This window comes from Bradyrhizobium sp. OK095, assembly GCF_900109945.1.
Classification (GTDB): Bacteria; Pseudomonadota; Alphaproteobacteria; order Rhizobiales; family Xanthobacteraceae; genus Bradyrhizobium.
Genome location: NZ_FOBX01000021.1, coordinates 74,161 through 89,375 on the forward strand (window position 1 = coordinate 74,161; position 15,215 = coordinate 89,375).

15 protein-coding genes are annotated in these 15,215 nt (G+C 63.7%); 8 read left to right on the plus strand and 7 right to left on the minus strand.

Annotated features, from left to right (window positions below; genetic code table 11):
• Nucleotides 1-113 precede the first annotated feature (113 nt).
• Nucleotides 114-2,072 (minus strand): alpha/beta hydrolase domain-containing protein, encoded by a 1,959-nt coding sequence (locus BMW89_RS35250; protein WP_092034933.1) that lies wholly within the window; start codon nucleotides 2,070-2,072, stop codon nucleotides 114-116.
• Nucleotides 2,073-2,350: 278 nt separating this feature from the next.
• Here BMW89_RS35250 and BMW89_RS35255 point away from each other — a divergent pair, with 278 nt between their 5' ends.
• Nucleotides 2,351-2,626 (plus strand): twin-arginine translocation signal domain-containing protein, encoded by a 276-nt coding sequence (locus BMW89_RS35255; protein WP_092034934.1) that lies wholly within the window; start codon nucleotides 2,351-2,353, stop codon nucleotides 2,624-2,626.
• 139 nt (nucleotides 2,627-2,765) lie between these two features.
• Here the strand turns inward: BMW89_RS35255 and BMW89_RS35260 are convergent, their stop codons facing one another.
• The 4 genes from BMW89_RS35260 to BMW89_RS35275 form a co-directional block, all read right to left on the minus strand.
• Complete coding sequence (locus BMW89_RS35260; RefSeq protein ID WP_092034935.1) at nucleotides 2,766-2,999, minus strand: GCG_CRPN prefix-to-repeats domain-containing protein; 234 nt, start codon at nucleotides 2,997-2,999, stop codon at nucleotides 2,766-2,768.
• Nucleotides 3,000-3,205: 206 nt separating this feature from the next.
• Nucleotides 3,206-4,216 (minus strand): alpha/beta fold hydrolase, encoded by a 1,011-nt coding sequence (locus tag BMW89_RS35265; protein ID WP_092034936.1) that lies wholly within the window; start codon nucleotides 4,214-4,216, stop codon nucleotides 3,206-3,208.
• 209 nt (nucleotides 4,217-4,425) lie between these two features.
• Nucleotides 4,426-5,298, minus strand: a complete 873-nt coding sequence (locus BMW89_RS35270) for a caspase family protein (RefSeq protein WP_092034937.1) — start codon at nucleotides 5,296-5,298, stop codon at nucleotides 4,426-4,428.
• A gap of 100 nt (nucleotides 5,299-5,398) precedes the next feature.
• Nucleotides 5,399-6,097 carry an ArsR family transcriptional regulator gene (locus BMW89_RS35275; protein WP_177196546.1) on the minus strand — a complete coding sequence of 233 codons (699 nt, stop codon included), beginning with the start codon at nucleotides 6,095-6,097 and terminating at the stop codon, nucleotides 5,399-5,401.
• Nucleotides 6,098-6,246: 149 nt separating this feature from the next.
• On the opposite strand from BMW89_RS35275, the gene BMW89_RS35280 reads away from it, so the two are divergent.
• Genes BMW89_RS35280 through BMW89_RS35290 form a run of 3 tightly spaced genes read left to right on the plus strand, consistent with a single transcriptional unit; the run spans nucleotide 6,247 to nucleotide 7,791 of the window.
• Entirely contained in the window at nucleotides 6,247-6,555 is a 309-nt protein-coding gene (locus BMW89_RS35280; RefSeq protein ID WP_177196547.1) for an NIPSNAP family protein, read from the plus strand.
• A gap of 24 nt (nucleotides 6,556-6,579) precedes the next feature.
• Complete coding sequence (locus BMW89_RS35285; protein ID WP_092034938.1) at nucleotides 6,580-6,930, plus strand: antibiotic biosynthesis monooxygenase family protein; 351 nt, start codon at nucleotides 6,580-6,582, stop codon at nucleotides 6,928-6,930.
• Nucleotides 6,931-6,981: 51 nt separating this feature from the next.
• Nucleotides 6,982-7,791 (plus strand): isocitrate lyase/PEP mutase family protein, encoded by an 810-nt coding sequence (locus BMW89_RS35290; protein ID WP_092034939.1) that lies wholly within the window; start codon nucleotides 6,982-6,984, stop codon nucleotides 7,789-7,791.
• A 54-nt stretch (nucleotides 7,792-7,845) separates the two neighbouring features.
• Here the strand turns inward: BMW89_RS35290 and BMW89_RS35295 are convergent, their stop codons facing one another.
• Complete coding sequence (locus tag BMW89_RS35295; RefSeq protein WP_092034940.1) at nucleotides 7,846-8,244, minus strand: hypothetical protein; 399 nt, start codon at nucleotides 8,242-8,244, stop codon at nucleotides 7,846-7,848.
• A gap of 163 nt (nucleotides 8,245-8,407) precedes the next feature.
• On the opposite strand from BMW89_RS35295, the gene BMW89_RS35300 reads away from it, so the two are divergent.
• The gene (locus tag BMW89_RS35300) at nucleotides 8,408-9,052 is read left to right on the plus strand and encodes a trimeric intracellular cation channel family protein (RefSeq protein WP_092034941.1); all 645 of its coding nucleotides are present in this window, start codon (nucleotides 8,408-8,410) and stop codon (nucleotides 9,050-9,052) included.
• Nucleotides 9,053-9,090: 38 nt separating this feature from the next.
• On the opposite strand, the gene BMW89_RS35305 is transcribed toward BMW89_RS35300, so the two are convergent.
• Nucleotides 9,091-10,299, minus strand: a complete 1,209-nt coding sequence (locus BMW89_RS35305; protein ID WP_092034942.1) for a cytochrome c — start codon at nucleotides 10,297-10,299, stop codon at nucleotides 9,091-9,093.
• Nucleotides 10,300-10,579: 280 nt separating this feature from the next.
• Between BMW89_RS35305 and BMW89_RS35310 the strand changes: the two genes are divergently transcribed.
• From BMW89_RS35310 to BMW89_RS35320, 3 genes are all read left to right on the plus strand, one after another.
• On the plus strand, nucleotides 10,580-14,071 hold the full coding sequence (locus BMW89_RS35310) for an indolepyruvate ferredoxin oxidoreductase family protein (RefSeq protein ID WP_092034943.1): 3,492 nt from the start codon (nucleotides 10,580-10,582) through the stop codon (nucleotides 14,069-14,071).
• Between the two features lie 11 nt (nucleotides 14,072-14,082).
• Complete coding sequence (locus BMW89_RS35315; RefSeq protein ID WP_092034944.1) at nucleotides 14,083-14,379, plus strand: hypothetical protein; 297 nt, start codon at nucleotides 14,083-14,085, stop codon at nucleotides 14,377-14,379.
• Between the two features lie 129 nt (nucleotides 14,380-14,508).
• Nucleotides 14,509-15,015 (plus strand): DUF4262 domain-containing protein, encoded by a 507-nt coding sequence (locus BMW89_RS35320; RefSeq protein WP_092034945.1) that lies wholly within the window; start codon nucleotides 14,509-14,511, stop codon nucleotides 15,013-15,015.
• Nucleotides 15,016-15,215 lie beyond the last annotated feature (200 nt).

Sequence of the window (15,215 nt, forward strand, 5' to 3'; positions counted from 1 at the left end):
GATCGCTTTCGAATGAGCTACCTATGGTAGAAGGCTACGCCGCGTGAGCGGGAACCGCAAGGCGATGCGCCGATCAAGCTGATGTGATACGCCGGCTGGCGCGCGCGGCACCATCACTGCCCAAGCTTCGCCAGCTTGCCTTGCTTCGCCGATTCCACCGCGCGCTCCGCATCGTCCGGCAGCAGCAATCGCTCCGCTACCTGCCGCGCCGCCTCGCGCTTCACCGCAGCCACATACGCCCCGTCATCCGCATATCGCTCCGCGTTCGACGGCCTGGGATCGTGCACTTCCTTGCGCGCGGCCTCCGTCGGCGCGAATGGTACCATTGCGCCTTGCAATGGATAGAGCGCCGTCGGGCCAAATCCCTGCGCGCGCGGATTCCATGCGGTGTAGGTTGCGCGCGGCACGGCGAGCGCGAGTTGGCGGATGCCCGCGATCGCCATGCCATCATCATCCGCCTTCGGCACGAACACGGGGTAGCGGCCGATTTCCTTCGGCGGCAGCACGCTCTGGTCGGAGAAGGCGGCGAGCGTATGGATGCCGGCATAGGGCAGGCCGGGGATATCCGTCGGCACCGCGCCTTGCGCCGGCACAAGCGTGCCGTGGGCGCGCATGGGGACGCGGCTTGCAGGCGGTTTTGTGCCGTCGCTGATCCAGGCGTTGAGGTCGGTGAGCAGCGCACGCATCGGCATGCCCGCATGAACAGGGTTTTGCGGCAGCGACATCGCGGGCACGCCCTTGCGCATGATGTCGGCGGCTTCGGCGAAATGCGGCGTGCCTGAGATCATGTAGGCGCGGACGTTGTCGGGGAGATCGAGATGGTTGCCCGAGAGATCAGTGACCAGCAGCGAGGCGTGCGAGGCCCACCATTCGTGCTCACTGTCGGTTTGCATCACTTTTGGACAGGTGACCGAGAGCGAACAGCGCCGCAGGATACCATCGGTCTTGCCGGAGTAGGGATCGCTGAGGCTCGCATAGGTGAAGGGGAAGAGGTCGGCCTGCCACGCCGGATCCTGCGGATGGCGCGGGTTGCGGCCGGGCTGGCCGAAGCGGACATTGGTCGCCATGCGCCGCGTGCCCGCGACATGCGGCATCAGGCCGTCGAACACCGAGCGTCCCTGGAGGTCCTCGTTGAAGCCGAGATAGAGAAAGTCGCGCAGGAAGCGGCCGGATTGCGAGACGCCGAAGCCGATGGCACGGCTGACGGACGGATGCAGGCCGTTGAGCAGCGGGTTCGCCTGCGTCTCGTCGTGGCGAAGGAAGCTGACGACATCGCGCACGGCGGCATAGCCCATGCCGAGCGGCACAGGATCGCGCGCGGTGTAGGTGATCTCGTAGAGCGCGCCGGCGTCAAAGTTTTCGGGGCGGGTGATCTCCGCCGTGGTGGGATCGACGAGCTTTGCGGAGAGGCCTGACGGCGCTTGTCGCGCGTCGGCCCAGGCGGCGCGCACGGTGACATTGAGATTGGCGGCCTCGGCCGCCGGCCAGGTCAGCGTTGCGCGCGCGGGATTGGTCGTGTTGTCGAATACGAATTCTTCGCGCGCTGGCCCAGCGATGTTCTTGATCACCGGCGCCGTTAGCGCGAGTTGTCCCGGCTTGGAGGGGATGTCGCCCTGCCAGCCGACCCAGACCATCGTAAAGCCCTGGCGGTGCAGGAAGCCGATGCCGGCATCTTCCGCCTTGTCGGCATTGTTGGCGCCGGGCTGGGCTGAATCGTCGAACAATTGCGGCGCGAGTTTTCTGCCGCGATTGGGCACCTCCAGCAGCAGCGTGCCGTTGCCGTGCGTGGGATCGCTGGGCCTGAGGATCACGACGTCGGCGGTGGCCTCCACCTTGCCATTGGCATTGCGTGGCGCGACCGCGAGATCGGTAATCACGGCATTGCGGTCGTCGGCCGGGTTCAGCGCAAACGTCGCGCGGGCGGTGATGCGCTCATAGGTGCCGACATTGCCGAAGCTGCGCCCGGCGAAGGCGGGCACGCGCTCCAGAATGTCGAAGCGGATGATTTCGGCCGGCGAGGCGGCCGGCCACAGGCAGGCAATCGCAATGAGGCCGGTGATGATCCTGCGCATGGCGCCATTCCCTCTCTTATCGGCGCGAGGGCATTGTCCATCGCGCCGGCTTTTTGTTGCCGCCATCATAACCGTCTATGCTGCGGCCAAACAACAGGAGCAAACACATGCCCGCTGCCTACTTCGTCGTCCGCGCCACCGTGACCGAGGCGTTTGGGACGCAGGGACGCATCCTGTCATCTTTGCAATGAATCTGAACGCGCGATTCAGCCGCAGTTCATGTCGCGCGCCCGACACTTGTTCCGCATCATGCAACGCTCGCCTGAGAGGAAGATGTCATGGAACGCCGCAATTTTCTGAAGCTCGCATTCGGGGCCGCCGCGGGAGCCGCCGCGTTCACCGCCGCCGCGCAGGCCGCGCCGCTGGCGCCGCAGCCGGTCGGCGGTCCCGCCCGCATGCCGGAAGGCAATCCGGACGCTCATCCTGCGGTCACCACCAGTGAGGAAGCGGCGCAGTTGAAGCCCGAGCAGGTGCACTGGCACCACGGCGGCGGCCACTGGCATCGCCGCCATTGGGGTTGGCGCCGCCGGCGCTGGCATCGCCGCCACTGGTAAGCTCCACGCAAGCCAGGTTTTGAACGGGGATCGCAATTGCGGTCCCCGTTTTGATTCTCCGCCGAGACCTCAGGGGCCAAAAAGAAAATGGCCGCGCAGCTTTCGCTACGCGGCCACTTCGCAATGCAAACAGACGAGATCAGAACGGGCGGCAGCGGCCGGCGTACCAGCGGAAGCCATAGGGGCACCCGCGGGGGCGCACGACCACGACCGGTGCCGGTTCGACCACGACAACCGGACCACGGGCCATCGGACGGCAGCCACCATAGGGGCCGCGGGCCCAGCCGGGGCCGCAACCCTGCATGGCGCTGGCGGACTCGCTGAAACCGACGGCCGCGCTGGCGAGCATGACGGCGGCGAACAGATATTTCATTAGATCTTCCTTCTCGTCCTTAGGGGCAAGTTCTTGGGGCAAGTTCTTGAGGAGCAGGGCGCTTGCGGCGCACAATGAATCAAAAGACACGATTCGACATGTTAAATTTTGCACCATATCGACACGTCGCGATCCAAATCTGCCAATCATGACCTGAATGCGGCATGAACATTATCCGCATGCGGCTTCGCGCGACAGCAATGGCGCTAGCGGCCGAGGAAGCCCAGCAAGAGCTCCTTGTACTTCTCCGGCGCTTCCAGGAAGACGAGATGGCCGGTGTTCGGGATCACTTCGGCCCGCGCATTCGGCATCTTCGCGGCAAGCGCTTTTGCCAGCTCGGCGTTCTGCCCCATTTTCGCGCGCAGCGCTTCCGGCGCAAGCGGCCGGCCCGGCGCGTTGTGGTCGTCGGCGCCCATGATGAACAGCGTCGGCTCGGTGATCAGCGCGACCTCGTGCGCCACCGGCTCGCGATAGATCATCTGGCCCGAGCTGACGTAAGCGCGTAGCCAACGTGGATAATCCGGGCTGTTCTTGATGTTGAAGCGGGTGTCGACATACGGCGTGATCTGGTCCTGCGGCAGCTTGATCGCGTAATTGGTCTGGAGTTGCTTGCGATAGCCTTCGGCCGTGAGCTTGTCCTCGCTCGAGATGATTGTCTCGGTCGGCGTCGGCGGTACGTAGAGGCGGTAGTCTTCGAGCCCGATTGGGGCCGTCAGAACAAGGTGCGCGACGCGATCCGGATAGGCACGGGCGATGCGCACGCCCAGCATGCCGCCGAGCGAATGGGCGACAATTTCGGCCTTGTCGATCTTGAGGTGGTCGAGCAGCGCGATGGTGTTGCGCGCCAGATTGTCGAAATGCAATTCGCCATTCGGTTTGGAGGATTTGCCGAAGCCGATCTGGTCCGGCACCACGACGCGGTAACCCGCCTCGCTCAGCATCTTGATCACGGGCGCCCAATAGCTCGACGGGAAATTACGCCCGTGCAGCAGCACCACGGTGCGGCCGTTCGGCTGCGCGGGCGCGACGTCCATATAGGCCATGCTGAGCTGCTCGCCGTCATTGACGACGGGCAGGAGGTGCACGGGGTAGGGATAGGCAAAGCCTTCGAGCGCGATGCCATACGGCTCGCGCGGGGTGGTGTCGGCGGCGCGGGCAGAGGTGAGCGGGGAAGCGAGCAGGGCGACGGCGAGGGCAGCCGGGAAGATGCGGTTCATAGAGGGCTCTAATCTGTTGCACTGTCATTCCGGGTCTGGTCCTTTGGACATCCCGGAATGACTTTGCGCATAACGGCGTGGATGGCCGGGTCAAGCCTGGCCATCACGACCATCGTCGTTTACACGCTATTGTGTGCTGTCACGCATCAGTGGAACGGCTCGTTGCCGTTCCACTGCGCGCGTCGGCCGCAGCGATTTCAGGGCGCCTGCTATTTCTTCGTCTTGGCCTTCTTGGCTTGCTTCTTCTTGGGAAGCTTGGGCCCGGCCGCCGCCGCCGGTGCGGATTTGCTGCCGAGGAACGGTAGGGCGATCAGCTGATCCGGCCCATGCAATTGCGGCACTTGCGGATAGTGATTGTCCTTGAGCCGCGAGACAACGCGCGGAATGACCTTGGCCAGCGGCTGCCTGAAAAAGGTCTCCGACTTGAGCGTCTCCAGCAGGAAATAGGTGAGAGCCCCGTTGGGACGATTGGCGAAGGTGGCGTCCGCGGATTCCTGATCGGAACGGCATCCTGACAAGAAGGCGCAATTGTCGTGAACTGCCGACCTCAAGGTCTTGAGTGGCAGCCTCTTCTTGTCGGCGGTTTCGACGCGCCAGGCCATATCGGCCGGCGGCACCAGGAATTTCACCGCGAAGGGACGCATGCCCCTCGACAGATCGCCCGAATTGCAGGAGTCCGAAACGAAAACGAACTCCACGCCCGTGGGGATCGTCGCGAAGGCTTTCTGAAGGTCGCTTGCCAGGATCGCGCGCTCGCGCGACCAGTCGAAATCGACCGGGCAAATCGAGTCCTGTTTGTCGATCACCTGTCCTTGCGAGTTTCGTCGTGAGAAGATCGTGCCGTGTCCGCTATAGTGAAGCAGCACGCGGTCTCCCTCGCTGAGGCCGGTCAGCAGCCAGCCCAGCCGCTCGTAAATTCCGTCCGTTGTTGCGCGTGCATCGACAAGGAGTCGAATGTCGTCTTCCGCGAAATTGCAGGACGTCACGAGAAAATTTGCCATATCCTTGATGTCGTTGACGCAGCCACGCAGCGGCTGTCCCGGATAGGCGTTGATACCAATCAGCAATGCACGATTTGCCATATCTACCTCCTTTGAAATGGAAGGAAGGCTAGCAAAGGCAACACCTTTATACAACTAAAAGGGGATTATTTGATGGATAAACGCCGGCCGTGTGCGCGGCCTATCGGTCGTCATTCCCGAACAGCGCCGCAAACTGCTTCTCGCCGGTGCGTGTAAAGTTCACCACACGGCTGCCGGGTGTGGCGTCGCGCGCGGCCCATTTCAGCTCATTGAAGCGCTGCATCATCGCGGCGCCCAGGGTGCCGGCGAGGTGATGGCGCCGCTCGCTCCAGTCGAGGCAGGCCTTGCAAACCGGGCGGCGGGGGTGGGCCAGCATCTCGGCCGAGATCTGCAAATGTTTTGCGAGGAAACGCTCGCCCTCGGCCGTCAGCTCGATCTCCTGCTTCTTCTGCCTGACCAGGTTGCGCTCGCGCATGGTGTCGAGCATCTGCACGCCGAGATCGCCGGCGAGATGATCGTAGCAGATCCGCGCGCGCCGCAGCGCCGGATCCTTTGGCCCCGTGCGCACGCGCATATGGCCGGTGCGCGCGGCGAGGCCCGCAAGACCTTCGAGCACGCCGGCGACGTCGTCGTCGGTGAGGCGGTAGTAACGGTGGCGGCCTTGCTTCTCCGGTTCAATCAGCCCGCCGGCCTCGAGCTTGGAGAGATGCGAGCTCGCGGTCTGCGGCGTGATGCCGGCCTCCTGCGCCAGCTCGCTTGCGGTGAGCGCGCGGCCGTTCATCAGCGCCGTGAGCATGTTGGCGCGGGCGGGATCGCCGACCAGCGCGGCGATCATGGCGATGTCAGGACCGGATTTCATGCTTCGATGGTAGCCGAAGCATTGTTGTGGGGCAAGGGCGTAGTCTCTCACCACGTCGTCATTGCGAGCGAAGCGAAGCAATCCAGTTGCTTCAGCGGCGGCGGTGTCGCTCACGCTTCGCAATGACGGTGAAAACACAGGAGCTCCACATGTCCGTCACCGTCTTCATCCGCTACCAGCTCGATCCGTTCAAGCGCGCGCAGTTCGAGGAATATTCGAAGCGCTGGCTCACCATTATCCCGAAATGCGGCGGCGACCTGATCGGTTATTTCATGCCGCACGAAGGCACCAACAACATCGCCTTCGCGCTGATCACCTTCGAGAGCCTCGCTGCCTACGAGTCCTACCGCGCCCGGCTGCGGCAGGATGCGGAAGGCATGGCCAATTTTCACTTTGCCGAGGAGAACAAATTCATCCTCGCGGAAGAGCGCACGTTTTTGCGCAAGGTGGTATTGTAGGCCACCAACGATGAGGAGACGCCCATGATTGCCGTGATTTTCGAAGTCTGGCCCAAGCCGGAACATCGCCAGGACTATTTCGATCTCGCGGCCGATCTGAAGCCGATCCTCCAAACCATCGACGGCTTCATCTCGGTCGAGCGTTTCGAGAGCCTGTCCGACAAAGGCAAGATCCTGTCTGTGTCGTTCTGGCGGGACGAGGCCGCAGTCCAAGCCTGGCGCAACACGATGGAGCATCGCCGCACCCAGGCCAAGGGCAGGGCAAAAATCTTTGCCGATTATCACTTACGCATCGCCAGCGTCGTCAGGGACTACAGCATGAATGATCGCGAGCAGGCGCCGAAGGACAGTCGCGCGGTGCACGACGCGCACTAGCGCGCTCGAATGCGCGTGCCTATGTTCGCGCGGCCAACAAGGGAGAGAAACATGCATGTGACAACCGCTGACAAGCGCGCGGCGTTCAAGAAGATGCACGAGAGCGGCTGCTTCATTCTGCCCAATCCGGTCGATATCGGCAGCGCCAAGGCGTTGCAGCATCTCGGCTTCAAGGCGCTGGCCTCATCCAGCGCAGGCTTTGCCTGGACTATCGGCAAGGCCGACAACCACGTCAGCGTCGAGGATATCTGTCAGCATCTGGCAGCATTGAGCTCGTCCGTCGACATCCCCGTGAATGCGGATTTCGAGGGCGGCTTTGCGGTCGAGCCGGACAAGGTCGCCGACAATGTCGAGCGCTGCGTGCGCACCGGCGTCGCGGGCCTGTCGATCGAGGATTCCACCGGCGACAAGGACAGGCCGATCTACGAGCGTGCGCTTGCGGTCGAGCGCATCAAGGCTTCGCGCAAGGCGATCGGCGACAGCAACACGATGCTGGTTGGTCGCTGCGAGGCGTATTTGTGGGGCGTGACCGATCTCAAGTTCGTCATTGACCGGCTCACCGCTTACGCCGATGCCGGCGCCGACTGCCTCTATGCGCCGGGCCTGAAGACCCGCGAGGACATCGCGGCAGTGGTGAAGGCGGTGAGTCCAAAACCGTTCAACCTGCTGATTGGTGCGTCCGGCCTGTCACGGCAGGAGGCCGAAGATCTCGGCGTGCGCCGCATCAGCGTCGGCGGCTCGCTCGCCCGTGCCGCCTGGGGCGGTTTTATGCGCGCGGCGAAAGAGATGGCGGAGAAGGGGACGTTTACGGAGCTCGGCAGCGGCTATCCCGGCGGCGAGCTCAACAAGATGTTCAGCTAAAACGAAGAGCGGCGGGACTTTCGTCCCGCCGCTCTCACATGTCATTGCAAACTGTTACTTCGCGCCGTCAGCCGGGGCCGCCGGATCAGGCGCGGCCGGCTTGCTCGGCGCAGCACCCGTGGTTACGCCCGGCTCGATGTTGGCGCGCGGCGTCACGTCACGCATGCCGGGAGGTGCGGCCGGATTGGTCACTGGCGCCTGCTGGGCGGTCTGCGTTGCCGGCGCGTTGCTCGCCTGGTTGCCCGTGCTGGAATTGTTCAGGCCGTAGAACACGGCGCCCAGCACCAGGGCGACAGCTACGGCGAACAAAGCGACCTTGCCGCTGGACGCGGGACCTTCGCCGAGCTCGGGATCGGCCTGGAGGTTCGCGTCCTGGCGACGCGCCATGCGCAGATACTCGTCGTCGGTGAGGTTCGGGCGATACGGATCGTTGGGAAAACGCTCGTCAGCCATCTTGGGTCTCCTCGTTTATTGAGCGGGGACAACCCGTAGCTGCGAGATTATGTTCCGCGTGCGTTATGCTTTCGTCGCATGTTGCCCCCGCGCCGGGAATCGGGAACCTGTTCATTTGGGAACTCGGCGCCTAGGTTCCATCAGGGAGCACAGGAACAAGACAATGTGGAGCCTGCCGCCGAGCGATAGCGTGCTGCATTTCCTGTCGCTGATCGCCATCGCCGCGCAAGGCATGAGCGCCGCGCTCGCCGCTGGCCGGCGCAGCATGGATTGGCTTGGCGTCTGCTTTCTCGGCTGCATCACCGCGCTCGGCGGCGGCACGCTGCGCGATCTCTTGCTCGGACACTATCCCCTGGCGTGGGTGCAAAACCCGATCTATCTCGCGCTGGCCGGCGGCGCAGCTTTCCTCACCATTCTGATGGCGCGCCTCGTGCACCGGCTCAAGCTCGCCTTCATCGTGCTCGATGCCATCGGCCTCGTCGTTTTCACCATGACCGGCTGTGACGTGGCCTGGCAGATGGACGCCACGCTGCCGATCGTCATCGTCTCCGGCATGGTGACGGGCTGTGCCGGCGGCGTGTTGCGCGATGTGCTCTGCAACGACGTGCCGCTGCTGTTCCGCTCGGAGCTCTATGCGAGCGTCTCGGTGGTGACGGGGCTGTTCTATGCCACCGCGTTCGGCCTGAATCTCAATGCCGAGCTCTGGACCATTTTGACGTTTATTCTCGGCATCACCCTGCGTCTGCTCGCGGTGCGCTACAAATGGGAGATGCCGAAATTCGTGTTTACGGAGGATGAGGAGAGGTAGCTGCTTTTTCTCACAGCTCTGTCCACGACGGAGAGAGGTCAATCTCCCTTCCGCGCCTTCGCGACTTGCGCCGGCGTCACCAGCGGCCCCGCATTGCCCCAGGAATTGCGGATGTAGTTCGTCACCGCCGCGATGTCGTCGTCGGACAATTGCTTGGCATAATTAGGCATCTCGCCGGTGTTGGGCGCGCGCGGCGTCGTTACGGTGTGGGCGCCGTCGAGGATGATGCGCAAGGTCGAGGACGGATTGACCGATTGCAGCAGCGCGTTGCCGGGCAGCGGTGGATAGATGCGCGGGGCGCCTGAGCCATCGGCCTCATGGCAGGCGATGCAGAGTTTTGCGTAGACGGCCTCGCCGGCCTTCATTTCGGCCTCGTCAGGCGGCGTGACGATGGTCTCGCGCCGCGACGGCGGCAGGCTCTTCAAATAGACCGCGATCGCGCGCAAATCGGCATCGCTCATCTTCGCCGTCGAGTTGACGACCACCTCCGCCATCAGCCCGCCGGCATGGCTTTTGGCGTTGCGGCCGCTTTGCAGATATTCGGTGATGTCCTCGACGCTCCAAGATTTCAGCCCTGTGCGCGCGGCGCCGTCGAGCCGTGGTGCGTACCAGCCGCCGACCTCGCTGCCTGACAGCGCCTGCGCGGTCTTGTCCGCGCCAAAATAGTTCTTCGGCGTGTGGCAGGCGCCGCAATGGCCGAGCCCGGTGACGAGATAGCCGCCTCTGTTCCACGCCGCGCTCTGGCTCTGGTCCGGCTCGAACAGGCCGGGCTTGAAGAACATCGCGTTCCAGACCCGCATCAGGCTGCGATAATTGAGCGGCCAGCGCAGCTCCGGCGGCTTGTTGCGGCTCACGACGGGTGCGAGCGTGCCGAGATAGGCCCGGATCGCCAGCGTGTCGTCCTTCGTCATCTTCGTGAAGTAGGGGTAGGGGAAGGCCGGGTAATAGTTCGAGCCGTCAGGCGCAATGCCAGTGCGCACTGCACGGGTGAAATCGGCGTCCGTCCAGGCGCCGATCCCGGTGTCGCTATCCGGCGTTAGGTTCGGCGCATAGATCGCGCCAAAGGGCGTGTCGATGCGCTTGCCGCCCGCGAACGGCTTTGCCGGATCGGCGGTGTGGCAACCCGCACAATCGCCGGCCTCGACCAGCGTCTTGCCGTAGGCGATCAGCTCCGGCGAGGGCTCGGCGGCGAGGGCCGTGCTCGCAACGGCACTGCACAACGCGAGACCAGCCAGAATCGTCCGCATCCGAAGGTCTCCTGCGACCAATCTCCCCGTCCCGCATGATAGGGGCGTCGATTCATTTCGCGACGGCGGGGGTATGGTGACACAAATTGAAAATGCGTGATGCCTTTGCAGCCACGAAATTGCGATTTTTACCCGGCGCTCGCTTTGGTCCAGATTTGTGATGCGCCGCGTTAAATATCCGACATAGAGTGGCGGGGATGGTCGGCGCGCCCTAGCTAAAAACAACGGGCAGGCAACGGCTTAAGCAGCCAAACGCTCAAAAAGGGCGGAAGAGGACATAATGGGCATCAACCAGGGTCCGATCAGTCTCGATCAAAAATACACCCAGGACACCGGCCACATCTTCACGACGGGCATCCAGGCGCTGGTCCGTCTGCCCATGGCCCAGATTCGCCGCGACCGCGCCGCGGGGCTGAACACCGCGGGCTTCATCTCCGGCTATCGCGGCTCGCCGCTCGGCGGCTACGACCAGCAGCTGTTCGCGGCGCGAAAACATCTCGAGCAGTACAACATCAAGTTCCAGCCCGGCGTGAACGAGGATCTGGCGGCAACCGCCGTCTGGGGCTCGCAGCAGCTCAACCTCTCGCCCGGCGCCAAATATGACGGTGTGGTCGGCATCTGGTACGGCAAGGGCCCCGGCGTCGACCGCTGCGGCGACGTGTTCCGCCACGGCAATGCCGCCGGCTCCGCCAAAAACGGCGGCGTCTTGTGTCTGGCCGGCGACGACCACGGCGCGAAATCCTCCACCGTCCCGCATCAGTCCGACCACGCCTTCATGTCGGCGCTGATGCCCTATCTCTATCCCTCGAGCATCCACGAGATGATCGAGATGGGCCTGCTCGGCATCGCAATGTCGCGCTATTCGGGCTGCTGGGTCGGCATGAAGGTGATCACCGAGACGGTGGAGACCACCGCCGAGATCGACCTCACCGACGAGATGACGCCGTTCGTGATCCCCGCCGATTTCGAGATGCCCGAGGGGGGCCTCAATCTGCGCTGGCCCGACGACCGCTTTGCCCAGGACCGCCGTCTGCAGGACTACAAGGGCTTTGCCGCGATCGCCTTCGCGCGCGCCAACAAGGTCAATCGCATCACCATGGATTCGCCGAACGCCCGCTACGGCATCATGGCGTCCGGCAAGAGCTACGAGGATATAAGGCAGGCGCTGCGCGAGCTCGGTATCACACCCGAGGTCGCCGCCAAGATCGGACTTCGATTGTACAAGATCGGCATGCCATGGCCGCTGGAGCCGGAAGGCGTGCGACAATTCGCTGTAGGCCTTGAGGAAATCTTCATCATCGAAGAGCGCCGCGAGATCGTCGAGAATCAGGTCAAGCAGGAGCTGTTCAACTGGCGCGACGATGTCCGTCCCCGCATCGTCGGCAAGATGGACGATCACGACAAGCGCTTCCTCCCCTTTGCCGAGGAACTCAGCGTCGCCTCGCTGGCCAGCTCGCTCACCGAGCGCCTGCTTCGACTTGATCTCAATCCCGAAATTGCAGCCATGCTGCGCGCCAAGGCCGACTGGTTCAACGGCCGGCAGGCCTCGCAAATGCAGGCGACCGCGCCTGTCTCCCGCACCCCGTATTTCTGCTCCGGCTGCCCGCACAACACCTCGACCAAAGTGCCCGAAGGCAGCCGCGCCTTTGCCGGCATCGGCTGCCACTTTATGGCGCTGTGGATGGATCGCTCCACCGAGACCTTTACGCATATGGGCGGCGAGGGCGTGCCGTGGGTCGGCGTCGCCCCCTTTACCAAGGAAGAGCACGTGTTCGCCAATCTCGGCGACGGCACGTATTTCCACTCCGGCAGCCTTGCGATCCGCCAGGCGGTCGCCTCCGGCGCCAACATCACCTACAAGATCCTCTATAACGACGCGACCGCGATGACCGGCGGCCAGCATGTCGACGGCGAATTGTCGCCGCAGCAGATCACCTTCCAGCTCCACAGCGAAGGCATCCGCGAGATCTATCTGGTCTCCGAAAATCCCGACGCCTATCCGGCGAGCGAGATCGCGCCCGGCGTCAAGACCGCGCATCGCGACGACCTCGACACGGTCCAGAAAACGCTGCGCAAGGTTAAGGGCGCGTCCGCGATCGTGTTCGTGCAGACCTGTGCCGCCGAAAAACGCCGCCGCCGCAAGCGCGGCACGCTGGAGGATCCCGCGCGCCGTGTGCTCATCAACCCCGCTGTGTGCGAAGGCTGCGGCGATTGCTCGGTGCAATCGAACTGCATTTCGGTCGAGCCGCTGGAGACGGAGATGGGGCGCAAGCGCGCCATCAACCAGTCGACCTGCAACAAGGACTATTCCTGCGTGAAGGGCTTCTGCCCGTCCTTCGTCACCGTCGACGGCGGCAAGATGCGCAAGCGCGCGCCGGCGGGCGTCGGTGATATCGGCGATCTGCCGGAGCCGGCGTCGCGGCCGACGCTGGAGCGGCCCTACAACGTCGCGGTCGGCGGGGTTGGCGGCACCGGCGTGCTGACGATCGGCGCGCTGCTCGGCATGGCCGCCCATATCGAGGGCAAGGCCAGCATGATCCTCGACATGTCCGGTCTCGCGCAAAAGGGCGGCGCTGTGCTGAGCCACGTTCGGCTTTCCGAGCACACGGCCGACGTCACCTGTTCGCGCATCGTCACCGGCACGGCCGATCTCGTGCTTGCCGCCGATGAAGTGGTTGCCGTTGCCAAGGACACGATCTCGCTCTGCGACACCAGCCGCACCCACGGCATCATCAACAGCCACGTCATCCCCACCGCCGACTTCGTCCTCAACCGCGACTTCAATTTTCAGACCCGCAAGCTGAACGGCTTGCTGGAGACGGCGCTGCACAAGGACTCCGTGTTCTTCGATTTCACCAAGCCGGCCGAGCAGCTGCTCGGCGACAGCATCGCCACCAACATGATGATGATGGGCTACGCCTATCAGAAGGGGCTGTTCCCGCTGTCAGCGGAGTCGATCGAGCAGGCGATCGAGGTCAACGGCGTCGCGATCAAGATGAACAAGGAAGCCTTCCGCCTCGGCCGCCTCGCGGTCGCTGATCCCCAGCGCCTTGCCGACATGCTGAAGGGCACGGACGAGGTGGTTGCGCCCAAGACGTTGGACGCCATGACGCTCGATGAAGTCATCGAGCATCGCGCCAAGCATCTCACCGCCTACCAAAACGGCCGTCTTGCAAAGCGTTATCGCAAGCTGGTCGACCAGGTCAGCGGCGCCGCGAAGCAGGGCGGTTATGACGAGGCGCTGACGCGTGCGGTCGCGGTGAACTACGCCAAGCTGCTGGCCTACAAGGACGAATACGAGGTCGCGCGCCTGTTCACCGACGGCGCCTTCGAAAAACAGCTCCGCGACCAGTTCGAGGGTGACTTCAAGTTCAACTTCAACCTCGCCCCGCCGATCCTCAGCCGTGGCGTCGATGCGCTGGGACGCCCGAAGAAGCGCGCCTTCGGTCCGTGGATGCTGAAGGTGTTCGGTGTGCTCGCAAAATTCAAATTCCTGCGCGGCACCCCGCTCGACATTTTCGGCGGCAGCGCCGACCGCAAGCTCGAGCGCGATCTGATCACGGGCTACGAGAAGGACGTCGCCACCGTGCTCGGCCTGCTGTCGCCGGTCACCGTCGATACCGCCGTGGAATTGCTGTCGCTGCCCGACCGCATCCGCGGCTACGGCCCGGTGAAGGAGAAGGCAGTGGCAGACGCCAAGGCCCGCTACGCCCAGCTCGCCGCGGACCTCGCGAGCCCGCCGCCCGCGCCGCGGCAGATCGCTGCGGAGTAGGGTGGTCTCCAATGGGCGAGTGGCTGGCGTTCCACTGGCCCGAATCGCTCGGTTTCGTGTGTGGTGTCATTTGCTCGCTGACCGAGAAATTTCGGGAAAGAGTCTTGTTCGCGGGCGGGCTTGTCCTGGCAATCTACTTCCTGGTGGTTCGCGCGGTGGCCCATGCCGGATTCCGGTGGGATAACGAAATCGCGGCCCTTTGCTTGCTGGGCGCATTTCTCGGATGCCTTTTGCGTCCGGTGCTCAGTTTGCTCTGTCGGCGGATGAAGCCCCGTAGCCCGGATGGAGCGAAGCGCAATCCGGGATGAATGCATCCGCGGGTGAGGCCCCGGATTGCGCTTCGCTCCATCCGGGCTACAAGCCAGCAGGTCGATTTACCCGTTCCGAGCGGTTTGGTAATCGTATCCTCGCCCCTCCTGGGATCGGATACCCGAGCGATGTTCACGGCACTGGACGCTCCGCCTGATCGGCTAGACCAACACGAGCAGAACTTCGTCGAAAAAATTCGCGCGCACGGCTGGCTCGGCACCCACGTCATGCCGGATAGCGAGGGACCGGGCTTCGTCTACACGACCGGCTTCTGGCTGAAGTTTGGCTTTCCGGAGGTAATCCTGTTCTCGATGCGGCAACAGACGGCGCAGGATACGTTCTGGACGATCTACCGCGAGCTCGAGGCAGGGCGGCGCCCGCCGATCGGTGAGCCGACCGATGCGATCTTTCAGAACGTCGACGCGGTCTTTCTGCCGGTATCGTTGCAGCAGTACCCGAACTACCTCGGCTGGAGCCGGTGGTTCTACGGCAATGACGCGTTCGAATGTCTCCAACTCGTGTACCCCGATCGCGACGGGCATTTTCCCTGGGCCGCGGCCGCATCCGCCGAAGCCCGCGCGGCACAGCCGGACTTGACCGAGGGCAACTGGTCGGGACGACGCAAGGTCTCGTAGGGTGGGCAAAGCGACTTGTCCGCCGTAGCTCGAAGAGCGAAGGCGGAAGCGTGCCCACGTCTTCGGGATTGATCTCGACGAGATGGTGGGCACGGCGCGTAGCGCCTTTGCCCACCCTCATATGAGGGCTTTTAAGTCAAGCGTGCCGAACGGGGCTTGGGTATAGATCTTTGCATTTGGCGTGGAGGCGGCGCGCGGAG

Bases quoted from the DNA above. Each gene is read 5' to 3' on its own strand.
- BMW89_RS35290 (WP_092034939.1), top strand. From the start codon at position 6,982: ATGCATGTGACAACCGCTGACAAGCGCGCGGCGTTCAAGAAGATGCAC.
- BMW89_RS35275 (WP_177196546.1), bottom strand. From the start codon at position 6,097: ATGAAATCCGGTCCTGACATCGCCATGATCGCCGCGCTGGTCGGCGAT.
- BMW89_RS35295 (WP_092034940.1), bottom strand. From the start codon at position 8,244: ATGGCTGACGAGCGTTTTCCCAACGATCCGTATCGCCCGAACCTCACC.
- BMW89_RS35300 (WP_092034941.1), top strand. From the start codon at position 8,408: ATGTGGAGCCTGCCGCCGAGCGATAGCGTGCTGCATTTCCTGTCGCTG.
- BMW89_RS35255 (WP_092034934.1), top strand. From the start codon at position 2,351: ATGGAACGCCGCAATTTTCTGAAGCTCGCATTCGGGGCCGCCGCGGGA.
- BMW89_RS35280 (WP_177196547.1), top strand. From the start codon at position 6,247: ATGTCCGTCACCGTCTTCATCCGCTACCAGCTCGATCCGTTCAAGCGC.
- BMW89_RS35285 (WP_092034938.1), top strand. From the start codon at position 6,580: ATGATTGCCGTGATTTTCGAAGTCTGGCCCAAGCCGGAACATCGCCAG.
- BMW89_RS35250 (WP_092034933.1), bottom strand. From the start codon at position 2,072: ATGCGCAGGATCATCACCGGCCTCATTGCGATTGCCTGCCTGTGGCCG.
- BMW89_RS35320 (WP_092034945.1), top strand. From the start codon at position 14,509: ATGTTCACGGCACTGGACGCTCCGCCTGATCGGCTAGACCAACACGAG.
- BMW89_RS35310 (WP_092034943.1), top strand. From the start codon at position 10,580: ATGGGCATCAACCAGGGTCCGATCAGTCTCGATCAAAAATACACCCAG.
- BMW89_RS35305 (WP_092034942.1), bottom strand. From the start codon at position 10,299: ATGCGGACGATTCTGGCTGGTCTCGCGTTGTGCAGTGCCGTTGCGAGC.
- BMW89_RS35260 (WP_092034935.1), bottom strand. From the start codon at position 2,999: ATGAAATATCTGTTCGCCGCCGTCATGCTCGCCAGCGCGGCCGTCGGT.
- BMW89_RS35270 (WP_092034937.1), bottom strand. From the start codon at position 5,298: ATGGCAAATCGTGCATTGCTGATTGGTATCAACGCCTATCCGGGACAG.
- BMW89_RS35315 (WP_092034944.1), top strand. From the start codon at position 14,083: ATGGGCGAGTGGCTGGCGTTCCACTGGCCCGAATCGCTCGGTTTCGTG.
- BMW89_RS35265 (WP_092034936.1), bottom strand. From the start codon at position 4,216: ATGAACCGCATCTTCCCGGCTGCCCTCGCCGTCGCCCTGCTCGCTTCC.